Here is a 22,004-nt window from a genome sequence, read left to right on the forward strand (position 1 = left end):
GGACGCGCGGAGCCGTGGCTTGTACGGAAGCGACAACCGTCCCCTCAGGCGCGGGCGGTGGAGGGGCGCGGCTCCGGTGCCAGGGCGTCGATCAGGTCGCGGATGAGGCCGCGATGGTCGTCGGCGCGCCAGGCGACGGCGAGTTCGGTCGGGGACAGGTCCGTGACCGGGACGGCCTTGATCCCCGGCCGCCGGTAGATCTCGGCGTTGCCGGCGGCGAGCAGGACGACGGCGCCGCTGCCCTCCAGCGCGGCGAAGGTCTCCTCGGCGTTGGTCACGGTCGCGCAGACGATCGGCGGACGGCCGCCGCGCTCGTCGATCGCGAGCCAGTGGTCGCGGAGCGGGCCGGCGCTCTCGGGGAGCGCCAGGAACGCCTCGTCCAGGAGTTCGGCGAACTCGACCTCGCTGCGTCCGGCCAACCGGTGGTCGTGCCGGAACGCGACCCAGCGCGGCTCCCGGGCCACGACCCGGACGTTGAGGTCGTCCTGGCCGGGGAACGGCAGCCACACGAACGCCACATCGACCTCGCCGTCGGCCAGGCCCGCCGTGGGATCGGTCCAGTTGACCTGCCGCACCCGCAGCTCGCAGCCGGGACGGCGCTCGGTGAAACGGCTCCGCAGCGTTCCGAGGAGGCCGCGTCCGACGCTGGTCGACATTCCCACGGTCAGCCGTGCGGACTCGGCCGCCGCGACGTCGCCGACGGCGCGCTGCACCTCGTCCCACCGCTGGAGCAGTTCGCGGGCGGCGGGCAGCAGGGTCTCGCCCGGCCCGGTGAGCCGCACCTCGCGCCGGTCGCGGTCCAACAGCCGCACCCGCATCAGCTCTTCCAACTGGCGGATCTGCTTGCTGAGCGCCGGCTGTGAGATGAACAGGCGCTCGGCCGCGCGGGTGAAGCTGAGCTCCTCCGCCACGGCCACGAAATATCTCAGGTCCCGCAGATGAGCATCCATAACCGCTGGTTATTACACCAGGTATTGGACGTGTCCGGAAACTCGACGCCAGGATGGCCGCATGAGCGACACCGCGGATCGCCTTGCGATCATCGAGACCTGCACCCGGCTGGCATGGCACGCCGACCAGCGTGAATGGGACCGGCTGGGCGAGGTGTTCGCGGACTCGGTGACCCTGGACTACACCAGCCTGAACGGCGGCGAACCAGCGGTCCTGACTCCCGCGCAGATCGTCGAGGCGTGGTCGGGCGTCCTCGGCGCCTTCGACGCCACCCAGCACCTGATCACGAACCATCTGGTCACCGTCGACGGGGACACCGCCGTCTGCACGGCCGCGTTCCAGGCCACCCACCGCCGCACCGACCCCTTCGGCTCGTCGCTGTGGACGCTCGGCGGCACCTACCGCTTCGAGCTGGTCCGGTCGGACGGCACATGGCGGATCGGCGTCGTGGTGATGACCGCCACCTGGGGCGACGGCAACAGGCACCTGATGACCCTGGCGGCGGGACAGGGATGATCGCGCTCGTGACCGGCGGCAACCGGGGGATCGGCCGGGAGGTGTGCCGCGCCCTCGCCGCGCTCGGGCACACCGTCCTGCTCACCGCCCGATCGCCGGGGGCGGCCGAGCGCGCGGCCGGGGAACTCGACGGCGATGTCGTCCCGCTCCGCTTGGACGTGACCTCCGCGGTCGGCATCGAGGAGGCCGCGGCCACCGTCGCGGAACGGTACGGACGCCTGGACGCCCTGGTCAACAATGCCGCGATCACCTACGACACCTGGCAGGGCGCCGTGTCGGCCGACCTGGACGTCGTCCGCGAGGCCGCCGAGACGAACCTGTACGGGCCCTGGCGACTGACCCAGGCGCTGCTGCCGCTGCTGCGCGGCAGCGCGCATCCCCGGATCGTGAACGTGTCCAGCGAGGCGGCCTCGCTGACCAACATGGGCGGCGGCACCCCGGCGTACAACACCACGAAGGTGGCCCTCAACGCGCTGACCCGGATGCTCGCGGCCGAACTGCGCGGCGACGGCGTCCTGGTGAACGCGATCTGCCCGGGGTGGGTCGCGACGGACATGGGCGGCCCCGGCGGCCGTCCCGTCTCCGCGGGCGCGGCCGGTGTCGTCTGGGCGGCCACGCTCCCCGACGGCGGCCCGACCGGCGGCTTCTTCCGCGACGGCCGCCCCCTCCCTTGGTGACCCCCTGATGAAGGACGATGCGATGATCTTGGTGACGGGCGCGACGGGCAATGTCGGCTCCGAGGTGGTCCGGGCCCTGGCCGCGGCCGGTCGACCCGTCCGGGCGCTGGTGCGTGACCCGGGCGCTGCGCGGCTGCCGGACGGCGTCGAAGCCGTGACCGGCGACCTCAACCGTCCGGAGAGCATGACCGGGGCCCTCGACGGCGCCCGCGGGGTGTTCCTGCTCCCCGGGTACGCGGACATGCCGGGCCTGCTGGCCGAGGCTCGCCGCGCGGGAGTCGAGCACGTCGTGCTGCTGTCGGGCGGCTCCGCCGGACTCGGCGACATGACCAACGCGGTGACCCGGTACATGGCCGCGTCCGAGGCCGCCGTGCGGGAGTCCGGGCTGCCGTGGACGTTCCTGCGGCCGAGCGCGTTCATGTCCAACGCTCTGCGCTGGCTGCCACAGTTGAGGTCTGGTGACCAGGTGAGAGTCCCGTTTCCGGACGTTCCCACGGCGAGCGTCGACCCGTACGACCTGGGCGCCGTGGCCGCCCGCGCGCTGCTGTCGGACGAGTACCACGGCGAGATCCTCCGGCCGACCGGCCCGGTCGCGATCCGCCCCGCCGAGCAGGTCGCGGTACTGGGCGAGGTCCTCGGCCGCGACCTGACGTTCGTGGGCCTGACGAACGACGAGGCACGCGCCGACATGCTCACCGAAATGCCCGCCGAATACGTGGACGCGTTCTTCGACTTCTACGTGAACGGCTCGCTCGACGAGTCGATCGTCCGTCCGACCGTCCGCGAGGTCACCGGCCACGAGCCCCGCACCTTCGAGCAGTGGGCCCGAGCCCACGCGGACGACTTCCGCTGAAACCCCTCGCCACCCACAAAGAATCTCGATTTACGTCCGCGACTGACCGGAACCATGGTCACCCGCGGACGTAATGCCTTTGTGGGGGCGGGTGTATTTCGAGTGTGCTCGGGTCAGCCCGCTCCGTCGCCGACGGCGACGGGCTTCGCGCGCGCCCGGTCATAGGCTTCCCGGGCGGCTCCGATCGCCTCCTGGTGGCGTAGCGCCCACGCAGCCAGTTGTTCGAAGGCGCCCTTCAGTTCGCAGGCCATTTCGGTGGCGCTGTACTCGACCTTCGGTGGGACGGTCGGGTACACGGTGCGGATCAGCAGCCCGTCCCGTTCCAGGTTGCGCAGCGTCAGGGTCAGCATGCGCCGGCTGATGCCCTCGATCGCCCGCTCGAACTCGGTGAAGCGGACGGGCCCCTTGGACACCGCGAGCAGCACGATCTGTACGCTCCACTTTCCCGCGACGCTGTCGATGATCTCACGGATCGGGCATGCCACCGGGTGCACGTCCTCCGGGGAAACACGCGAATTCCTCTGTGGCAAGAAAATGCCTCCTTCCGTCTCCGCACAGACTGCCAGAGCACGAAGGACGTAACAAGGGATGCCCTGAGGGTAGAAATGGTGACCCTCGACCTCGCTCGGTGCGACTCGGATGCCCCACGCGTCCCGTGGGCGGCCGTTCGCATACGAGAAGATGATCTTTGGAATCCGATCCTCCACAGTTGGGATGTCCTGGTCGGTCACATGGGAGTTCCTCTGTGACAGGAAACTTCCTCCTTCCGCGTAGCGCCGACGGTGACGGAAGATGTGCCGAGCCCGGCCCCGCGCGGCGGGAGCACGCGCGGCCACCAGGACGCGCGGACTTCGTTCACACCACCGCCACCGGAATTCACAGACAGAGACGGCGCAAACGGAAGAGGAAGAGGCAGACCAGTGGTCGCTTCCACCGACTCGGCGAAAAGCGGGCCAGGGCAGCGGATAGCGCTCCTGGCGCTGGCCCAGTTCGTCATCACGCTCGATTTCAACATCGTGTTCGTCGCCCTGCCCGATATCGGCAGGGAACTGAATTTCGACGCGCACAATCTGCAGTGGGTGGTCAACGCCTACGTGGTCGCGCTCGGCGGCCTGCTGCTGTTCGGCGGCCGCGCGGCCGACCGGCTCGGCGCCCGCCGCATGTTCATCGTCGGCCTGCTGGTCTACGCGGTGTCCTCGCTGGTCGGCGGGCTCGCCGGGGGGACGGGCGTGCTCGTCGCCGCGCGCGCCGCGCAGGGGCTCGGCGGCGCGCTGCTCACCCCCGCCACCCTGCGGCTGATCTTCATCGGCTTCGACGAAGGGCCCATGCGCAACCGCGCGCTCGTCGTCTACGGCTCGATCGGCGGCGCCGGGCTGTCGGCGGGCGCGCTGCTCGGCGGCGTCCTCACCGACTACGCCGGCTGGGAGTGGATCTTCTTCGTCAACATCCCGCTCGCGGTCGCCGGCGCGCTGCTCGCACCCGCCGTGCTGCCCGCGTCCCCGCCGCTCGGAGCGGGCCGCGACTTCGACGTCGTCGGCGCCCTGCTGGCCACCGCGGGCGCGACGCTGATCGTGTTCGGCCTGGCCAGCGGCCCGGACGTGGGCTGGGGAACGCCGGAGGGCGCCGGCGCGGTCGCCGCGGGCCTCGCCCTGCTCGCCGCCTTCCTCATCGTGGAGGGCCGCAGCCGGGACGCGCTGATGCCGCTGCGGCTGCTCAAGCACCGCAGCCTCGCCGTCACCATGGGCGCCGCGTTCTTCTACCAGGGCAGCCTCGTCGGCGTGTACTACCTGTTCACCACCTACCTGCAGGACGTCCTGAACTACAGCCCGATGTCCGCCGGCCTGGCGTTCCTGCCGCCCACGATCATCTCCATGGTGTTCGCGCTGAAGTTCAGCACCGTCATCATGAACAAGCGGGGGCTGCGCACCACGATGTTCCTCGGCGTCCTCGTGACGGGCATCGGCGCGGCGATCCTCGCCACCGCGTTCGTCGCCGACGGCTCGTACTGGCTGCTGCTGCCGGGGCTCGCCGTCTGGTCCATCGGCGGCGCGCTGGCCATCCCCGCCGTGCTGGCGGGCGCGGGCGCGGGCGTCTCCCCGCTGGAGCAGGGCGTCAGCGCCGCGATGGCCATGACCACGCGGCAGGTCGGCGGCGCGGTGGGCCTGGCGGCGCTGATCGCGGTCGTCACCGACGGCCTGCACGCCGGGCCGGACGGGCGCCTGCCCACGGCGGACGTCCTGGACGGCCTGCGAGCCGCCGGCTGGGTGGCCGGCGGCGCCGTCGCCGCCGCGGCGTTCCTGTGCCTGCTGCTGAAGAAGCCCGAGCCCGCTCCGGCGCCCGTCCAGAAGTCCGCGGAGCCCTCGGACGCCGCCGCGCCTCCCGGCCGTCGCCCCCCCCGTCGCGGCCGGGACCCCTGGACCACCGGCTCCGTCGTCCCCGGACGAAGCCGGTGGTCCCGCTCCAGGTCAGGTGCTCGACGCGGACACCGAGGTGAACTCCTCGATGCCGCCGACGCCGAGTTCGCGGCCGTAGCCGTTCGCGTCGAAGCCGCCGAACGGCGCCGTGGGTCGTGGCCGCGCCCGCGAGGCCGTAGGGCGGTCGACCCGTGACAACGGATCAGGAGTCGGCAAGGAGTGCGGCGGTCGCTTCGGCGGTTTCCGGGTGGGCGCGTATCAGCGAGTCGACCGCGGGTGAGTGTGCGGTCGTCGTGGGTTCCGCCGGGTCCGGCCAGGACGGGTCGTAGCCCAGCAGAGTCGCTGTCGCGGAAACGGGCTCGCCGTACGTGGCCAGGAACGATGCCATCGCCGTGTTGGTCGGCGCGGGTCGCCGGGACTCGGGAGGTTCTGGAGAAGTAGTCCAGGGAGGTGTCCAGGCGTCCACGGCCGGGAGGGTGGCCGGGAAGGTGCGGTCGGCCTCGCGGATCAGGACGGGGAGCATCTCCGCGGCCTGGTCCTTGAGCGTGGTGATCAACCTGGGCAGCCAGGGCAGCAGGACCGTGTCGGGCAGGCGTCCGAACGCCTTGGACAGCAGCTCCACGACCAGCGGGGAGAGCGACGGGACGGCGTCCAGGGCCTGCACGAAGCCGCTCAGGTACTGCGGGAACGCACCGACCAGCATGGGGTTGTCCAGCAGTTCGTCGCAGCGCCGACGCAGGTCGGCGAGCGGGAGCAGGCCCAGCTGCGACTCGGCCGCCCACAGCAGGGCGACCTTGGCCGGATCCTCGGGATGGGACTGCTTGACCGCCAGTTCCAGCTGGGTGTGGTCGCACCCCAGCGAGATCGCCAGGCTTTCCAGGCTGACCAGGAAGCCCAGCATCGCCGCGACCTGCCGTACGCCGGTGTCGTCGGCGGTGAACGCCGTGGGCAGCAGCGTGCAGTAGTGGGCGTAGCCGGTGGTCACAAAGTCTTCGCACCAGCGCGGAAGAGCCGGTTCCGTCGCCCTGTAGTGGGTGAGGAGCCGCCGGACACGGCGCAGGACCTCGGGGGCGTCGTCCACGGTGCGTTCGCTCGAGAGCAGCTCGACCGCGCGGGTGCCGAGCTCGTTCGTGAAGCGGCGACTGCGCAGGTAGAGGAGGGACTCCTCGACCGCTTCCAGTGCCGTGGCGGCCGTCGCCTTCGGGCTGTGGACGGACTTGCGCAGTCGCTGCTCCAGAACCTGCTCGACGGTGACGCCCTCGTAGCCGAGTTCGACGAGATGGCGCTGGTTGCGGCCGATCGCCAGGTCCCAGCTCTCCTGGACCGGGCGTTCGCCCAGGCGGCGCGAGCCCATGATCGGGCGGACGGCGTCGTCGGGCAGGAGGCGACGCAGCACCCACAGAAGGTCGGAGCAGGGTGCGAGGTCGGGTTCGGTCGCGAAGTCGAGCAGGGCCCGCTGGATCTGGCGTTTGTCCAGGGCGAGGCCCAGCGGACGGAGCCGGTCGAAGACGTCCTTCGCCAGTGGCGGCAGCGCCTCGTAGCCGACCTGGCCGATCCGGTCGCCGCCGAGCAGGATCTCGCACAGCCGCCGGACGTCGCGGCGGCCGGGCACGGAGTCCTTCTCGATACAGGTGATCGCCGCGTCCTGGAAGTCGTACGGCGTGGGACGGGCGCGCCCCCGCAACGCGGCCAGCAGCATCGACGTCTCGTACACCGCGATCGCGTCGGCCGTGCTGGACAGGTAGCCGTTACGGCGCGCCAGCCGGACGATGTCCACGCACCAGCCGAGCAGCTCGGCCTCGTCCGGGCCGTCCGGCGCGGGCGCGTTCGACAGGAACCCGCTCAGCCGGTCGGCCACCGGAGCCGCGGGAACGGGCGCCGCCGGCTTCGGCGCGGCGGTCTTGCGCGTGCCGCGCTGCCCGGCCAGGCGGAACGGCTTGACCCGCGTACGCTTGAGCGCCTTCTCCCAGGTCGTCGCGGCGACCGACACCGAACCCGGCGCCAGCCCGAACTGCGCCTCGATCGCCGAGTGGCTGGACGGGATCAGCCCGTACTGCCACCGGGTCGCGGTGCGCGGCGTGATGTCGAAGCCCGCCGTGGACCGGAGCCCGAACTGCTCCACACGGCTGGCGGCGTGGAAGGCGCCGCACACGTGCAGGCAGCGGGACGGGTCGGCGCCCGACGAGGCGAGATGCTCGCGGATCCGCGTCCACATGTACCGCTCGCGGTCCTCGTCGGTGGCCAGGCGCCGGTCGTCGCCGGGCCGCAGCCGCCGGAACAGGCTGCCGATCAGGACCATGACCTGCCGGTAGGTGTCGTGGTCGGCGCCGGTCAACGGCTGCTCGACGTACTGGTCCCACCATTCGGACCAGTGCCGCACCTTGCCGTGCCGCAGCAGATGCTCCTCCAGTTCGGCGAACCCGGGACGCAGCTCGCCGATCTCGATTCCGATCGCGTCACCGTGCAGGGCCCCGTCCTCCTCGTCCTCACCGGCTCGGGCGGGCGACTCGTCGGGACGCTCCAGAGGTTCCCACTGGAAGACGTGGTCGGACGAACGGTCGACCAGCACCAGCTCCACGTCCGGGGTCTCCAGGGCGTAGGCGATCGCCTGGTACTCGGCCGACGCCTCGGTGATCGGCGCGACCACGCTCAGCGGCGCCTGGTCCTGCGGGAAGCCGTCCACTTCGGACGCGAACGCCTGCAGCGCCACGGGCAGCCGGCAGTTGCGCAGCTCGTCCAGCAGGGGGCGCAGGTCCTCGCACAGCTCCAGGTAGATCACCCGCGGCTGCTTCTCCCGCAGCCGCCGTGCCATCGCCAGCGCCGAGGCGGGCGAGTGGTGGCAGACCGGGAAGATCTCCAGCTCCTCGCGCAGCGCCCGGTCGACGTCGTCCACCAGCCCGGCGAGAATGTCCGGCAGCCCGCGCGGCCCACCGGCGAACTCCTCGGCGGCCCCCAGCAGCTGCTCCCGCAGCGCCCCGAACGGCCCCGCGGTCTCGACGGCTCCGACCTCGCTCACACCCGCCCCACTCTCCCCGGCCCTGCTCGTGTCGTTCTCGGTCATGTGGGGCCCGGTCACGACAGCTTCGCGATCGCTTCGCGGCCGCCTTCCAGGAAGCCCTCCCAGGGGCCGCCCTCGTCCTTGCGGCCACGGGGCTCGACCACGCCGTGCCAGAACTTGTTGAGAATGGCCAGGTCCTCGGGGGAGCGGCGGGCGAGCGAGCCGACGAGGGAGCTCGCCAGGGTCTCGGCCTTCAACGCGCGGTCGCCGAAGAACTGGCTGTGCAGGATCGCGTCCTCCAGCACGCCGATCTGCTCGGCCGTGGACAGCGCCGACTCCAGTTTCTCGTCGTCGCTGGTCGCCGAGGTGGACGCGGCGCGCAGGTCGGCGAAGCTCTGCAGCAGGATGTCCAGCAGCGTCGGCGGGACGTCCAGCTCGATCGAGTGCCGCCGCATCAGCTCCGCCGTGCGGAACCGGACGATCTCCGCCTCGCTCTTCTTGTTGGTCACCACCGGGATGCGGACGAAGTTGAACCGCCGCTTCAGCGCCGACGACAGGTCGTTGACGCCGCGGTCCCGGCTGTTGGCCGTCGCGATGATCGAGAAACCGGGCTTGGCGAAGACGATGTTGTCATCGTCCAGCTCCGGGATCGAGACGTACTTCTCCGACAGGATCGAGATCAGCGCGTCCTGGACGTCACTGGTGGAACGGGTCAGCTCCTCGAACCGGCCGATCACGCCCTGCTCCATCGCGGTCATGATCGGGGACGGGATCAGCGACTCCCTGGACTGCCCCTTGGCGATCACCATGGAGACGTTCCACGAGTACTTGATGTGGTCCTCGGTCGTGCCGGCCGTGCCCTGGACGACCAGGGTGGAGTTACGGGAGATCGCGGCGGACAGCAGCTCGGCCAGCCAGCTCTTACCGGTGCCGGGGTCGCCGATCAGCAGCAGGCCGCGGTCGGACGCCAGCGTCACGATGGCGCGCTCGACGAAGCTCCGGTCGCCGAACCACTTCTGGTCGATCTCCCGGTCGAGGCCGTCCGAGCGTTCGGACCCGAGCACGAACAGCCGCACCATCCGGGGGCTGAGCCGCCACGCGAACGGCTTGGCACCGTCGTCGACCGACTCCAGGTAGTCGAGCTCCTCGGCGTACTTGGCCTCGGCGGGCGCGCGCAGCAGTTCGTCGGACATGGCTCTCCTCGTCTTTCGGGACGTCGGGCAGATCAGGTTTCCCGGTGCGGCGGCGTTCTCCGGCAGGTCGGGCCTCCGGATACGGCAGCGCTCTCGGGCGGTCAGGGTTCTTGCAAGGCTGGTTCTTGTTCGGGACGGTTCTTGCCCGGCGGCGCGAGCACGCGGCTCAGGGCCCGGCCGCCGCGGGGGTCACGGGAGGAAGTTCTTCAGCTCGTCCACCAGCTTCTGGATACGGCCGGAGATCACCGGGGTGCCGAGCCTCTTGAAGCGCTCCCGGAACCACGGATTCACGATCTGGGTGCCCGAGCTGGTCACCGACCCGACCGGGATGAACTTCACCCCCGACCGGTGCACCGCCTCGATCCACTCGAAGAGCTGCGGGGGGTCGGACTCGTAGAAGTCCGAGATCCACACCATCACCGTGTCGCGCGGATCGGTGATCTTCGGACGGGCCATGTTCATCGCCACCCGCCCGTCGGTGCCACCGCCGAGTTTGGTGCGCAGCAGCATCTCGAACGGGTCGTGGACCCATGGCGTCAGGTCCAGCGCACGCGTGTCGTAGGCGACCAGGTGGACGTCCACCTTCGGCAGCCCGGCGAAGATCGACGCCAGGATCGTGCAGTTCACCATCGAGTCGACCATCGAGCCCGACTGGTCCACCACCACGATCATCTTCACGGGCGTGGTGCGCTTGGCGGTCTGCTTGTAGAACAGCCGGTCGACGTAGAGCCGCTCGTCCTCGGGGCTCCAGTTGGTGAGGTTCTTCCAGATCGTGCGGTCGATGTCGAGGTTGCGGAACACCCGCTTGGGCGGGACGGAGCGGTCGATGGTCCCCGACGAGGACTTCTCCACCTGTGTGCGCAGCACCTGGGCGACCTCGTCGACATACCGGCGGATCAGCGACTTGGCGTTGGCCAGCGCCACCCCCGACAGGTTGGCCTTGTCCCTTAGCAGCTGCTCGATCAGCGACATGCTCGGCGAGAGCTTGCCCGCCAGCTTCGGATCGGCCAGTACCTCGCGCAACGCCATCCGCTTGACGAGGTCACCCTCCATCTCCGACAGGGGCCCCGCGAGTTCCTGCGCGCCCTCCTCACCGAGCGCCGCCTTCAGACATGAGGCGTCCTTCTGCCAGGCCGCGAGCTGGGTCGCCGTCACATTGCCGTTGTCATTACCGGGCCCGAACACGTTGAGCAGCAGCTTCGACACCAGCGCGGCCCGCCGCACCTGCATGGCGGAGCCACCGGAGTCGTCCGCGGGCGCCATCAGGCCGTCGAACTCCGGCTCCAGCTCGGGGAACCGCTGGAAGACGTTGTCCATCGAGACGCCCGGGTCGAGCAGCGCCGGAGGCAACCCGAGGTCGTCGACGATCGCGACGCTGGCCGATTCGAGCGCGGGCTGCTCATCGGACGCGAACAGCCGCGCCATCAGCCGCCAGTAGAGCACCTGCCGCCGGTTCGCGTCCGGCCCTTCCCCGGCCGCGGACGTGCGGACTCCGTGCGTCCCGTCTTCACCGCCGGTCATTTCCGCAGCAGCCTTCCCGCGCGTTCGCGCAGCACGGCCACGGCGTCACCGGCGCGGGCCTCGGCCTTCACGACCTTCGGATCCGTCGGGCCGAGCGCCCAGTCACCCGTGTGCGCCTCGACCGGCTTCTTCTTGATCGTGGCCTGGAGCGCGAGGGGCTGGAGCAGCCACCGGCCGCCGTCCCGGCGCACCAGCCCGATGCAGGCCGTGGACGCCTTCACCAGCGCTGGTGTGATCGGTCCGCACGCCGGCAGCCGACCGCCGTCGATCTCCAGGGTGGTGCCGTCGAGCGAGACGGCGCCGTCGCCGTACTTATAACCCTCCAGCAGCACCGGCTCGGCGATGCGCACCGGATGCCGGTCCAGCGGCGGGACGGGTGGAGCGGTCGCCTCGCCCAGCCGGACCCGGGCCGTGGTGAACGGGTCGGCGGGCTCTCCGGCCCGCGCCGCGTCCTCTCGCCAGAGGAGGTCGCCGCCGGTGGTCAGCGGCATGTCCGCGACGTCCAGGACGCGCCGTTCGGCCAGCGCCGCCAGGAGCACGGGATAGGCGTTGAGCAGCCGCCACACCGCCGGGCCGACGATCGTGTCGACCTTCGCCGCCGCCACACCGGTGCGCACCAGCCGCGCTTCGCCGCCGTCCGCGGGCTCCAGCACCCCGTGGACCTGCACCTGGACGGCCGTCCCATGCTCCTGCACGTCCACGCCCAGCACCAGTAGCCGTCCCGACACCGGCTCCGCGCCGCCCGTCCACGACCCGGCGCGGGCGAGCAGGACGGCCCGCGTCCACAGGTCGGCCCAGCGCCGCTCGGGTACGCGATCCATGGTCGCGACCGGGCAGGACGCCCGCAGCTCCGAGGCAAGACCGTCGAGCAGCACCGCGAGCCGCCGCAGCGACGGTTCACCCCACAGCCCCTCGATCGTCTGACCGGCCGCCGAGACCAGATCGTGGTCGACCCCGCGCCACCCGGCGATCGCCAGCTCGTGCAGCCACGACCGCGCCCCGGCCAGCAGATTCTCCGGCGCCGTCCCGGCGCCGGGCTCGCCGGCGCGCTCCGCCCAGGGCGACCTCGACCTGCCCAGTGCGCCGTCGAGGCGTTCCAGCAGGGCGTCGTGGACGGCGCCGAGCAGCGCGGCCCGTCCGCCCGCCAGCGCCGCGAGCCGGTCGTCGCCGATCGACCCGGCGGCCACCTTCTCGGCCGCCTCGCCCACCGGTCCGCCGAGCGGCGAGCCGGCCAGCGCGCCCGCGAACGCCGCCAGCGCCGCCGCCTGCCGGTCGCCCATCCGCCCCAGACCGCCGGTGAGCGAGCCGTCGAACCCGGCCACAAGATCGAGCGCCTCGTCGACGGCCTCGGGCGCGCCGCCGACCAGTTCCCCCAACTGCACCGCGAGCATCAGCCCACCGCCCCCGCCGCCGGAAACCAGTGCAGCTCGGGGACCGGCTCGGTGCTCTCCGGTACCTCCAGGTAGGCGAGATGCCGCAGGAACCGGCTGAACACCGCCGCAGCGGGTGCCGGGTCCTTGTGACTGTTCAGGCAGTCGATGAGGTCCTTGCCCTCACCGACCTCGACGCGCAGGTAGCGCGCGACCCGTTCCTGCCCGTACTGGCGGATTCCCTCCGTCACCAGGGCGTCGAGGTGCTTGCAGAGATAGAAATCGGTCAGCCCGCCGCACGGCCGGTTGTTGTTGGTACTGCAACTGTTGCCGTGCGTTCCGGCCGTGATGGACGAGACGTACACGCGGGACACGTCGGACCCGCTCGACACCACGCCCTGCAACCGACCGTCCGCCATTTCGACGAACGGCACCTTCGCAAGCTTCCGTGCCTGGACGGGCGGCACCACCCGCACGGTACTGCGCCGCTCCCACGCGCCGTCGTCCTCGTCCAAGACCCATGACCTCCAACCGGCCGTCGCGATGATGCGCCCGATGATGTCGACCGCCACCGACAGAATCCGGCGTCCGTCTGTCATGGATCTTGAGCCGGTCGGCCGTAGAACACGCGGAGGTCGACGAGCAGCAGGTCAGGGGTCTCCAGCGCCGCGTACTCCCGCCCGCAGGCTACCGGTGAGCAAGGTGAGAACGTCCCTTGTCAACGCCGTACCTCGTATGAGGCGACGCCGGTGGACGAGGCGCCGTCCTGGATCGGGGCCTACGGCGCCGGGCTCGTCGATCTGACGGCCTCCGCCGGGCTCCGCCCGGTAGGCCGCGCCTTTGGCTGAGCGGTCGTCCGGCGGCGACCGCGATGCTCCGGGGCGGCGGGTCCCTGCCTGGCCCGGAGCAGGCACGCCCAGTCGAGCCGCTCGTGGAGCCGGAGGTCAGTACTGGTTCGTTCGGGCGTCCTGGGCGAGGGCATCGTCGATCGATGCCGTGGACATCTCCTTGAGGCCCAGGTGGTCTTTGGCGATCCGTCCGAGAGTGGGCAGGGTGCTGCGGTCCGGCCAGGTTTCGGGATCCCACAGGGACGCGCGCAGGAACGCCTTCGCGCAGTGCATATAAAGCTCGTCGACCTCGACGAGGAGGGCGAGGCGCGGTCGCTTGCCCTTGACGGTCAGGTCGTCGAAGAACGGCGCGTCGGAGACGAGCGTCGCGCGTCCGTTCACGCGCAGCGTCTCGTTCATTCCCGGCACGATGAACAGCAGCCCGGCGTGGGGGTTGTGCAGCACGTTGCGGAGACTGTCGACCCGGTGGTTGCCGGGACGGTCGGCGAGCGCCAGCCGGTGGTCGTCCAGGACCAGCACCGATCCGGCGGGGTCCCCGCGAGGCGAGACGTCGCAGGTCCCGTCCGGGTTGGAGGTCGCCAGCAGGACGAACGGCGAGTGCGCGATGATCGTGCGCGCGTGTTCGTCGATCCGGCCGATGTCCTTGTCCCAGATGAGCTGCGCGGGCGGTTCGATGATCTCCCGGAGTTCCGCCTCGGTGCGCACCGTCTGGATCTTGGAGGGCTTCACGGCCCAACAGTATGCGGGCCCACGCCGCCACCTTGCCGCCAGGGTGCCTAGAATGCCGCTTATGTCCGACCGTGTACTTCCGTGACCAGGGAGTTCCGCGCGCTGCCCACCCTGGCGGCGGGACCGGTCGAGATGCCGTCGGCGATCCAGAGCTGGGCCGAGGACTTCACCCGCGACATCGTCTGGAACGAGCATTCCCATCCGTTCCATGAGCTGCTCTGGAACGAGCGGGGTGCGTCGACGTTCGTGGTGGGGTCGCGGATCTGGACGGTCACCTCCACCGTGGGCCTGTGGGTGCCCGCGGGCACGCTGCATTCCGGCTCGGCGTCCGCGGGCACTCGGTGTCGGGCCGGATTCTTCGGGTTCGGCGCCACGTCCTCGATCTCCCCGACACCGGTCGGTGTCGAGATCACACCGCTCCTGCGGTTGCTGCTGGAGCGGCTCGCCGACACGGAACTGGCACCCGAGTCGCGGGCGGTGACCGAGGCGATGGTGGTGGACGTCCTGGTCCCGTCCCCGCGCGAGCTGCTCGTGCAGATGCCCGCCGGCGGGTTGTTGCGGCCGATCGCCGACGCCGTCCGGAGGCATCCGGGCGACCAGCGGACGCTGGCGGACTGGGCGGTCCGGCTCGGGGTGAGCGCTCGTACGATCAGCCGCGCGTTCAACGACGAGACGGGCATGAGCTTCGTGCGGTGGGTCGCGAGGGTACGCGCCCAACACGCGATCGAGTTGCTCGCCCGGGGCTGGGAGATCGACGCCGTCGCCGAGGAGGTCGGCTACCGCTCGGCGAGCGCGTTCGGCGCAGCCTTCCGGCGGACGACCGGGCTGACCCCGGGAGCGTTCCGCGCGCGCTGACCCGTCCGGGACGCCGGTACCCGCACCCCACGGTGTCCGAAGCTCTACAACGGATGTCCGAAACGGCTGATTGCGACAGACCGTACGCCTCTTCTAAGGTGCGAGCAAGGTAAGGCTTGCCTAACTAGCATCGTCTTGCGGCGGTACGGTGGACCGCTCCACGGACGCACACCCGCGATCCAGACGTGCGAGGGCCGGCACCAACGGATTTCTGGAAGTGGAGTACGGAGTGAAGCGGCTACACGGCCTTCGCGTCATCGCGGTGCTGGTCGTCCTGCTGGGCGGCCTCATGGCCTGCGGCGACTCGAAGGAGACGAAGAAGAGCGGCGCGAGCGCCGACGCCGGCACGTTCCCCATGACGATCAAGCACGCGCTGGGGACGGTCACCATCAAGGAGAAGCCGAAGCGGGTGGCGACGGTCAACTGGGCCAACCACGAGGTGCCCCTGGCGCTCGGCGTCGTCCCGGTCGGGATGGCCTCCGCGGACTTCGGCGACGACAACGGCGACGGTCTCCTGCCGTGGGTGGACAAGCGACTGAAGGACCTCAACGCCAAGACGCCCGTGCTGTTCGACGAGACCGACGGCATCGACTTCGAGGCCGTCGCCGACACCAGGCCGGACGTGATCCTGGCCGGCTACTCGGGTCTGACCAAGAAGGACTACGACACCCTGAGCGAGATCGCTCCCGTGGTGGCCTACCCGGACGCCCCGTGGGCGACCCCGTGGCGCGAGATCATCCGGATCAACAGCAGGGCGATCGGGCTCGCCGCCGAGGGCGAGAAGCTGATCACCGACCTGGAGGGCCAGATCAACGGGGTCGTCGCGAAGCACCCGCAGGTCAAGGGCAAGTCGGTGATGTTCCTCGCGCACGTCGACGTCAACGATCTGAGCCAGATCGGCTTCTACACCACCCACGACACCCGCACGCTGTTCTTCAAGGATCTCGGGATGACGATTCCGGGCAGCGTCGCCGAGGCGTCCAAGGGCACCGACAAGTTCCTGCTGACCCGTAGCGCCGAGCAGATCGACGCGTTCGACGACGTCGACATCATCGTCGGGTACGGCGACGACGGCCTGCTGCAGAAGCTGCGCAAGGACCCGCTCCTGTCGAAGATCCCGGCGGTGGAGCGCGGCGCGGTGTACATGCTGCCCGGGAGCAAGCCCCTCGGAACCGCCGCTAACCCGACGCCCCTGGCGATCTCCTGGGTGCTGGAGGACTACGTCACGGCGCTCGCCGAGGCCGCCGGCAAGGTCAAGTGACACCGTCCGTCCACACCGACCGGTCGGTCTCCATCGACCGTCCGCCGGACGCCGCTCTCCTCGTGCGGCGTCCGGCGCGCGTCCGGGTCCTGTGGCTCGCGGTCCTGCTCATGGTCCTGGCGGTGCTCATGGCGGCGTCCGTGGTCTTCGGGTCGCGCGACGTCGCCTGGTCCGACGTCTGGACGGCGCTCGGCGGCGCGGACGAGTCCCTCGGGCAGGCGGCGGTGGCCAAGCGGATACCGCGCACCCTGCTCGCGGTGACGGTCGGCGCCGCCCTCGGCCTGTCCGGCGCCGTCATGCAGGGCGTGACCCGCAACCCGCTCGCCGACCCCGGGATCCTGGGCATCAACATGGGCGCGTCCCTGGCCGTGGTCACCGCGGTCGCGTTCTTCGGGCTCGCGTCCCCGACCGGGTACATCTGGGTCGCGATGGCGGGCGCCGCCGGCTCGGCCGTCTTCGTGTACACGGTCGGATCCCTGGGACGCGGCGGCGCCACCCCGTTCAAGGTCGCGCTCGCCGGTGCCGCCACATCGGCGGCGTTCGCGTCGCTGGTCAGCGCGGTCGTGCTGCCGCGCAACGACATCGCCGGGGGTTTCCGGCTCTGGCAGATCGGCGGGGTGGGCGGCGGGTCCTACGAACGGATCGGGCAGGTGCTGCCGTTCCTCGCCGCCGGGTTCGCGCTGTGCCTGCTGTCCGCGCGGGCGCTGAACTCCCTGGCCCTGGGCGACGAACTCGCCGCCGGGCTCGGTGAGCGCGTCGCCGTCGTCCGCGCCGTGGCCGCCCTCGGCGCCGTCGTGCTGTGCGGCGCGTCCACGGCCGTCGCCGGGCCGATCGGTTTCGTCGGGCTCGTCGTCCCGCACGCGTGCCGGCTGCTCGTCGGCGTGGACCACCGCTGGCTGCTGCCGTTCTCCGCCCTGGCCGGCGCCGCGCTGCTCACCGCCGCCGACGTCGTCGGACGCGTGGTGGCCCGTCCCGCGGACATCGAGGTGGGCATCGTGACCGCGCTGATCGGCGGCCCGTTCTTCATCCATATCGTCCGCCGGCAGAAGGTGCGTGAGTTGTGACCGCCACCGGTGTCCCGGTGTCCGCAGTCCGGGCCGTCGCCCACGGCCGTCGCCGGCGCGCCACCCGCCGCCGACTGGTCGTCGTGACGCTGGCGCTGCTCGTCGCCGCCGGGTTCGCCGTGACCCTCATGGTCGGGCACACCTTCTACCCGCCCGGCGAGGTGGTCCGTGTCGTGCTCGGCGAACAGGTGTCCGGGGCGTCCTTCACGGTCGGACGGCTCCGGCTGCCACGAGCCGTCCTCGCCGTCACCGCTGGCTTCGCGTTCGGACTCGGCGGCGTCACCTTCCAGACGATGCTCCGCAACCCCCTGGCCAGCCCCGACATCATCGGCATCAGCTCGGGGGCGAGCGCCGCGGCGGCCATCGCGATCGTGTCGCTGTCGCTCGGCGGAACCCAGGTGTCGGTCCTGGCGATCGCCGCCGCGCTCTCCGTCGCCCTGCTGATGTACACGCTCGCGTTCCGCGACGGCGTCGCCGGGACACGGCTCATCCTGATCGGCATCGGGATCTCCGCGATGCTCGACAGCGTCACCTCCTATGTCCTGTCACGGGCCGCCGAGTGGGACCTCCAGGAGGCCATGCGCTGGCTGACCGGCAGCCTCAACGGCACCACCTGGGCGCAGGCGCTGCCCGCCGTCGTCGCGGTGGCCGTGCTCACCCCGGTCCTGCTGTCCCTGGCGCGCGACCTGTCGGCGCTGCGGCTCGGCGACGACACCGCCGCCGCGCTCGGCGTCCGGACCGAACGCACCCGCCTCGCGGTCATCGTCGCCGCCGTCGGCCTGATCGCCTTCGCCACCGCGGCGGCCGGGCCGATCGCCTTCGTGGCGTTCCTGTCCGGCCCCATCGCGGCCCGGCTCGTCGGCGTGGGCGGCTCCCTGCTCCTGCCCGCCGGACTCGTCGGCGCCCTTCTCGTCCTCGCCGCCGACTTCACCGGGCAGTTCGCCTTCGACACCCGCTACCCGGTCGGGGTCGTCACCGGCGTCCTCGGGGCGCCGTACCTGGTGTTCCTGATCGTCCGCACCCATCGGGCCGGAGGCTCGCTGTGACCACGTCCCACACCCTGGTGGCCGAGGGCCTCACCCTCGGCTACGGTGACCTCGCCGTCATCGACTCCCTCGACCTGACCGTGCCGCCCGGCGAGATCACGGTCATCGTCGGCGCGAACGCCTGCGGGAAGTCGACGCTGCTGCGTTCCCTGTCCCGGCTGCTCACGCCCCGGGCGGGCCGCGTCGTCCTGGACGGCCGGCAGGTGCACCGCACCCCCGCCAAGGAACTGGCCCGCACGCTGGGGGTGCTGCCCCAGTCGCCGGTGGCGCCCGAGGGCATCACCGTGCTCGATCTCGTCTGCCGCGGACGCCACCCCCACCAGGGACTCTTCTCCCGCTGGAACGGCGGGGACGACGCCGCGGTGGCCGAGGCGCTGGAGGCGACGCAGACGACGGACCTGGCCGACCGGGCCGTGGACGAACTGTCCGGCGGCCAACGCCAACGTGTCTGGATCGCGATGGCACTGGCCCAGCAGACCGACCTGCTCCTCCTGGACGAGCCCACCACCTTCCTCGACGCCAGCCACCAGATCGAGATCCTCGACCTGCTGACCGACCTCAACCGCACCCGCGGCACCACCATCGTGATGGTCCTGCACGACCTCAACCTCGCCGCCCGCTACGCGGACCACCTCATCGCACTCGCCGACGGCCACGTCCATTCCAACGGCACCCCGACCGAAGTCCTCACCGAGGACACCGTCCGCACCGTATTCAACCTCGACAGCCGCATCATCGAAGACCCCCTCACCGGCCGCCCCCTGATGCTCCCCATCGGCCGCCACCACATCCGCCCCTCGAACCCCTGACCGGACGGCGACACCCCCTCGTCATCAGGCCTTGGTCCGGTGACGTGGGACCGGTGTGAGGCTTTTCGGAGGCAATGGCCTTGCGGCGGGCGCGGGGTCGGGACTGAGCGCCCAGGCGGCGAGCGCGCAGAGTGCGAGTGTCGCGCCGAGGACGGTGGGGCCCGTCCAGCCCACGACGTCGTACAGGGCCGTGGTCGCGGCGGCACCGGCGGCGGAGCCGAGGGAGTAGAAGACCATGTACGCGCCGATGGCGGTGCTGGTGTGGCCGGGGTAGGCGCCGGCGAGGGTGTGCTGGTTGCTCACGTGCACGGCCTGGACGGCGAAGTCGAGCAGGATCACGCCGAGGATCAGCAACGGCAGTGACCAGGTGAGCTGTCCGATCGCGGCCCAGGAGGCGAGCAGGAGCGCCAGCGCGAGGCCGGTGACCCGGCGCGCGTGCCCGCTGTCGCCCCAGCGTCCGGACCGGGCGGCGCCGAGCGCTCCGGCGAGTCCGGCGACGCCGAACAGCCCGATCTGCGTCTGGCCGAGGTGCCAGGGCGCGCCGGCCAGCGGCAGTGCCATGCCGCTCCACAGCGTGCCGAACGAGGCGAACAGGAAGAACGCGATCAGCCCGCGGCCGAGGAACACCGGCCGGGTGAACATCACGCCGAAGGACCGGAGGAGCCGCCCGTACCGCACGGCCGTGTCCTGGCGGGCGTCCGCGGGCAGCGCGGTACGGACGAGCACCGCGAGGACGGCGGCGAGGACCGCCAGGGTCAGGTAGATGCTCCGCCATCCCCACACGTCCGCCAGCACTCCCGCGATGATGCGCGCGCCGAGGATGCCGACCACCACGCCCGAGGTCACGATGCCGAGATTTCGACCGGCCTCGCCGGGCGGGGAGATGGACGCCGTGTACGCGACGGTGGTCTGCACGACCACCGCGAACACCCCCGCCGCGGCCAGTCCGGCGAACGCCGTCCAGGCGAACGGGGCGACCGCGGTGACCGCGAGCCCCGCGGCCACCAGGGCGAGGTGGACGGTGATCAGGCGCCTGCGGTCGAGGACGTCGCCCAGCGGCACCAGCAGCACCAGCCCGGTCAGATATCCGAGCTGGCCGATGGCCACGAACCAGCCGAGCGAACCGGTCGGCACGCCCAGATCGCGTCCCATCGGACCCAGAACCGGTTGCCCGGCGTAGACCCCGGCGACCGCGACCCCGCACACCGCCGCCAGCAACGACCTCGTTCTCCAGTTCACCGACACTCCTCCATTTGGTTGCACTTTGCAACTGATCGGAGGGTAAGGCAGAATAGTTGCATTCTGCAACTCATTGGAGGAGTGATGACGCGCGACGACCCGCAGAGCCCCACATGGACGGACCCGAACTGCCCGGTCGCCCGGACGGTCGATCTCGTCGGCGACCGCTGGAGCCTGCTGATCATCCGCGACGCCATGGACGGCGCCCGCACGTTCACCGACTTCCAGCAGCGCACCGGCATCGCCCGCAACATACTCACCGACCGGCTGCGCAAGCTCACCGCCCGTGGCCTGCTCACCCAGGTCCGGGCCGAATCGGGCAGGCGCGGTCTGTACGCGCTCACCCAGGCGGGCAAGGACCTGTTCCCCGTGATCGTCACCCTGCGGCAGTGGGGTGAGCGCCACGCCTTCGAGGCGGGCGAGAAGCACTCGGTCCTGGTCGACGGCGACGGCGCCCCCGTCCCCGACCTCCTGCCCGCAACGGCGGACGGATCACCCCTGACGAGCGACACGACCTCGGTACGACGCCACCCCTGACCGCTACTCCACCGATCTCCAAAAGGAGTTCCCTTGCGAAACGCCCGGAGTTCGAGCAGGCGGGCGGGTCAGTGCGCGAGCACGTCCGGGAGACCGAACGTCGCGGCCAGCGCGGGATCGTGGAACTTGACCACCCGGGAGACGCCGGTGGCGGTGGGGGCCAGCACCACGGCGCCGTCGGCTCGGAGGGCGCCGTCCGCGTCCCGGTGATACACGACGGCGGCGGGTTGGCCGTTGGCGGTGGTGGCGATCATCCGCCAGTCACCCGGTGTGCCCAACACGTACGCGTCGAGGATGTGGACGCACATGTCCCGTCCCGCCTGCCAGTCGCGGAACGGCGTGGCCTCCAGCGTGGCGTCGGTACGAAGCACCCGTTCCAGCAGGCCGGCGTCGGAGCGTTCGAAGGCCGCGATGTAGCCGTCGAGCAACGCGCGTGCTCGCCGGTCGGTCGGTTCGAGCAGTTCCGCGGGCTCGGGCTCCAGCTCGTCGAGGCGGGCGCGGGCACGTTGCAGACCGCTCTTGACCGCCGCGGTGGTGGTGTCGAGGATCTCCGCGACCTCGGCCGCGGAGAACGCCAGGACTTCGCGCAGGATGAGGATCGCACGTTGGCGGGAGGGCAGGTGCTGCAGGCCGGCGATGAGCGCCAGCCGCAGCGACTCGCGTTCGATCACCACGGCGGCCGGATCGTCGGCCGGTGGAGCGATCCATGCGTCCGGCAGCGGTTCCAGCCACGAGACCTCGCCCGCCGCGACAGGACTCGGCGGACGATCGGGTCCGTCGTACGGGCCTGTCAGACCCGAGGGCAGCACCCGGATCGGGCGCGGTTTCAACGCCGTCAGACAGACATTGGTGGCGATCTTGTAGAGCCAGGACCGAAGCGATGCCCGGCCCTCGAATCCGGAGTAGGACCGCCACGCCCGCAGATAGGTCTCCTGCACCAGGTCCTCGGCGTCGTGCGCCGAGCCGACCATGCGGTAGCAGTGCGCCAACAACTCCCGGCGGAACCGCTCGGTCTCGGCGGCGAACCGCTCTCGATCCGGTGCTGCCCGCGGATGCGATGTCACGCCGCGAGCCTATGGATCTGGTCCACGAGGCGTCCGCGATCAGACCGGTCGAGCTGCGG

General features: G+C 71.1%; 20 protein-coding genes. 10 read left to right on the plus strand and 10 right to left on the minus strand.

Going from position 1 to position 22,004, the window contains the following annotated elements; all coding sequences use genetic code 11:
• Positions 1–44 precede the first annotated feature (44 nt).
• Positions 45–950 carry a LysR family transcriptional regulator gene (locus BZB76_RS11775; protein ID WP_121434294.1) on the minus strand — a complete coding sequence of 302 codons (906 nt, stop codon included), beginning with the start codon at positions 948–950 and terminating at the stop codon, positions 45–47.
• 61 nt (positions 951–1,011) lie between these two features.
• On the opposite strand from BZB76_RS11775, the gene BZB76_RS11780 reads away from it, so the two are divergent.
• The 3 genes from BZB76_RS11780 to BZB76_RS11790 are packed head-to-tail and all read left to right on the plus strand — an operon-like array spanning position 1,012 to position 2,997.
• Positions 1,012–1,467, plus strand: a complete 456-nt coding sequence (locus BZB76_RS11780) for a nuclear transport factor 2 family protein (RefSeq protein ID WP_121434295.1) — start codon at positions 1,012–1,014, stop codon at positions 1,465–1,467.
• Positions 1,464–2,144 (plus strand): SDR family NAD(P)-dependent oxidoreductase, encoded by a 681-nt coding sequence (locus tag BZB76_RS11785; protein ID WP_121434296.1) that lies wholly within the window; start codon positions 1,464–1,466, stop codon positions 2,142–2,144. Before BZB76_RS11780 ends, BZB76_RS11785 begins: the two co-directional genes overlap by 4 nt.
• A 22-nt stretch (positions 2,145–2,166) precedes the next feature.
• Positions 2,167–2,997 (plus strand): NAD(P)H-binding protein, encoded by an 831-nt coding sequence (locus tag BZB76_RS11790; protein ID WP_121434655.1) that lies wholly within the window; start codon positions 2,167–2,169, stop codon positions 2,995–2,997.
• Between the two features lie 113 nt (positions 2,998–3,110).
• Here BZB76_RS11790 and BZB76_RS11795 read toward each other — a convergent pair whose 3' ends face one another.
• Entirely contained in the window at positions 3,111–3,527 is a 417-nt protein-coding gene (locus BZB76_RS11795) for a winged helix-turn-helix transcriptional regulator (protein ID WP_121434297.1), read from the minus strand.
• Between the two features lie 390 nt (positions 3,528–3,917).
• Between BZB76_RS11795 and BZB76_RS11800 the strand changes: the two genes are divergently transcribed.
• Entirely contained in the window at positions 3,918–5,606 is a 1,689-nt protein-coding gene (locus BZB76_RS11800; RefSeq protein ID WP_246006885.1) for an MFS transporter, read from the plus strand.
• Positions 5,607–5,613: 7 nt separating this feature from the next.
• On the opposite strand, the gene BZB76_RS11805 is transcribed toward BZB76_RS11800, so the two are convergent.
• The 6 genes from BZB76_RS11805 to BZB76_RS11830 form a co-directional block, all read right to left on the minus strand.
• On the minus strand, positions 5,614–8,472 hold the full coding sequence (locus BZB76_RS11805) for a DUF5682 family protein (protein WP_246006886.1): 2,859 nt from the start codon (positions 8,470–8,472) through the stop codon (positions 5,614–5,616).
• A gap of 11 nt (positions 8,473–8,483) precedes the next feature.
• Positions 8,484–9,602, minus strand: a complete 1,119-nt coding sequence (locus tag BZB76_RS11810; RefSeq protein ID WP_121434298.1) for an ATP-binding protein — start codon at positions 9,600–9,602, stop codon at positions 8,484–8,486.
• Between the two features lie 189 nt (positions 9,603–9,791).
• Positions 9,792–11,123 carry a vWA domain-containing protein gene (locus BZB76_RS11815; RefSeq protein ID WP_121434299.1) on the minus strand — a complete coding sequence of 444 codons (1,332 nt, stop codon included), beginning with the start codon at positions 11,121–11,123 and terminating at the stop codon, positions 9,792–9,794.
• Positions 11,120–12,514: a hypothetical protein gene (locus BZB76_RS11820; RefSeq protein WP_121434300.1), complete on the minus strand. Its 1,395-nt coding sequence runs from the start codon at positions 12,512–12,514 to the stop codon at positions 11,120–11,122. Before BZB76_RS11820 ends, BZB76_RS11815 begins: the two co-directional genes overlap by 4 nt.
• A complete protein-coding gene (locus BZB76_RS11825) occupies positions 12,514–13,092 on the minus strand; it encodes a hypothetical protein (RefSeq protein WP_246006887.1) in 579 nt (192 codons plus the stop codon). The genes BZB76_RS11820 and BZB76_RS11825 overlap by 1 nt, the downstream gene beginning before the upstream one ends.
• Before the next feature lie 345 nt (positions 13,093–13,437).
• On the minus strand, positions 13,438–14,070 hold the full coding sequence (locus BZB76_RS11830) for a pyridoxamine 5'-phosphate oxidase family protein (protein ID WP_121434301.1): 633 nt from the start codon (positions 14,068–14,070) through the stop codon (positions 13,438–13,440).
• 81 nt (positions 14,071–14,151) lie between these two features.
• On the opposite strand from BZB76_RS11830, the gene BZB76_RS11835 reads away from it, so the two are divergent.
• The 5 genes from BZB76_RS11835 (at position 14,152) to BZB76_RS11855 (ending at position 19,105) form a co-directional block, all read left to right on the plus strand.
• Positions 14,152–14,925 (plus strand): helix-turn-helix domain-containing protein, encoded by a 774-nt coding sequence (locus BZB76_RS11835; protein WP_121434302.1) that lies wholly within the window; start codon positions 14,152–14,154, stop codon positions 14,923–14,925.
• A 229-nt stretch (positions 14,926–15,154) separates the two neighbouring features.
• The gene (locus BZB76_RS11840) at positions 15,155–16,186 is read left to right on the plus strand and encodes an iron-siderophore ABC transporter substrate-binding protein (RefSeq protein ID WP_246006888.1); all 1,032 of its coding nucleotides are present in this window, start codon (positions 15,155–15,157) and stop codon (positions 16,184–16,186) included.
• 32 nt (positions 16,187–16,218) lie between these two features.
• Positions 16,219–17,250 (plus strand): FecCD family ABC transporter permease, encoded by a 1,032-nt coding sequence (locus BZB76_RS11845; RefSeq protein WP_246006924.1) that lies wholly within the window; start codon positions 16,219–16,221, stop codon positions 17,248–17,250.
• Positions 17,247–18,296: a FecCD family ABC transporter permease gene (locus BZB76_RS11850; RefSeq protein WP_121434304.1), complete on the plus strand. Its 1,050-nt coding sequence runs from the start codon at positions 17,247–17,249 to the stop codon at positions 18,294–18,296. Before BZB76_RS11845 ends, BZB76_RS11850 begins: the two co-directional genes overlap by 4 nt.
• Positions 18,293–19,105 carry an ABC transporter ATP-binding protein gene (locus BZB76_RS11855; protein ID WP_121434305.1) on the plus strand — a complete coding sequence of 271 codons (813 nt, stop codon included), beginning with the start codon at positions 18,293–18,295 and terminating at the stop codon, positions 19,103–19,105. The genes BZB76_RS11850 and BZB76_RS11855 overlap by 4 nt, the downstream gene beginning before the upstream one ends.
• Before the next feature lie 24 nt (positions 19,106–19,129).
• Here the strand turns inward: BZB76_RS11855 and BZB76_RS11860 are convergent, their stop codons facing one another.
• Entirely contained in the window at positions 19,130–20,344 is a 1,215-nt protein-coding gene (locus BZB76_RS11860; protein ID WP_246006889.1) for an MFS transporter, read from the minus strand.
• Between the two features lie 84 nt (positions 20,345–20,428).
• Here BZB76_RS11860 and BZB76_RS11865 point away from each other — a divergent pair, with 84 nt between their 5' ends.
• Positions 20,429–20,881, plus strand: coding sequence for a winged helix-turn-helix transcriptional regulator (locus tag BZB76_RS11865; RefSeq protein ID WP_121434307.1), 453 nt, complete (start codon positions 20,429–20,431; stop codon positions 20,879–20,881).
• 68 nt (positions 20,882–20,949) lie between these two features.
• Here BZB76_RS11865 and BZB76_RS11870 read toward each other — a convergent pair whose 3' ends face one another.
• Complete coding sequence (locus tag BZB76_RS11870; protein WP_121434308.1) at positions 20,950–21,945, minus strand: sigma-70 family RNA polymerase sigma factor; 996 nt, start codon at positions 21,943–21,945, stop codon at positions 20,950–20,952.
• Positions 21,946–22,004: the final 59 nt, after the last annotated feature.

Origin of the sequence: Actinomadura pelletieri DSM 43383, from assembly GCF_003634705.1 — a bacterium.
Taxonomy (GTDB): Bacteria; Actinomycetota; Actinomycetes; order Streptosporangiales; family Streptosporangiaceae; genus Spirillospora; species Spirillospora pelletieri.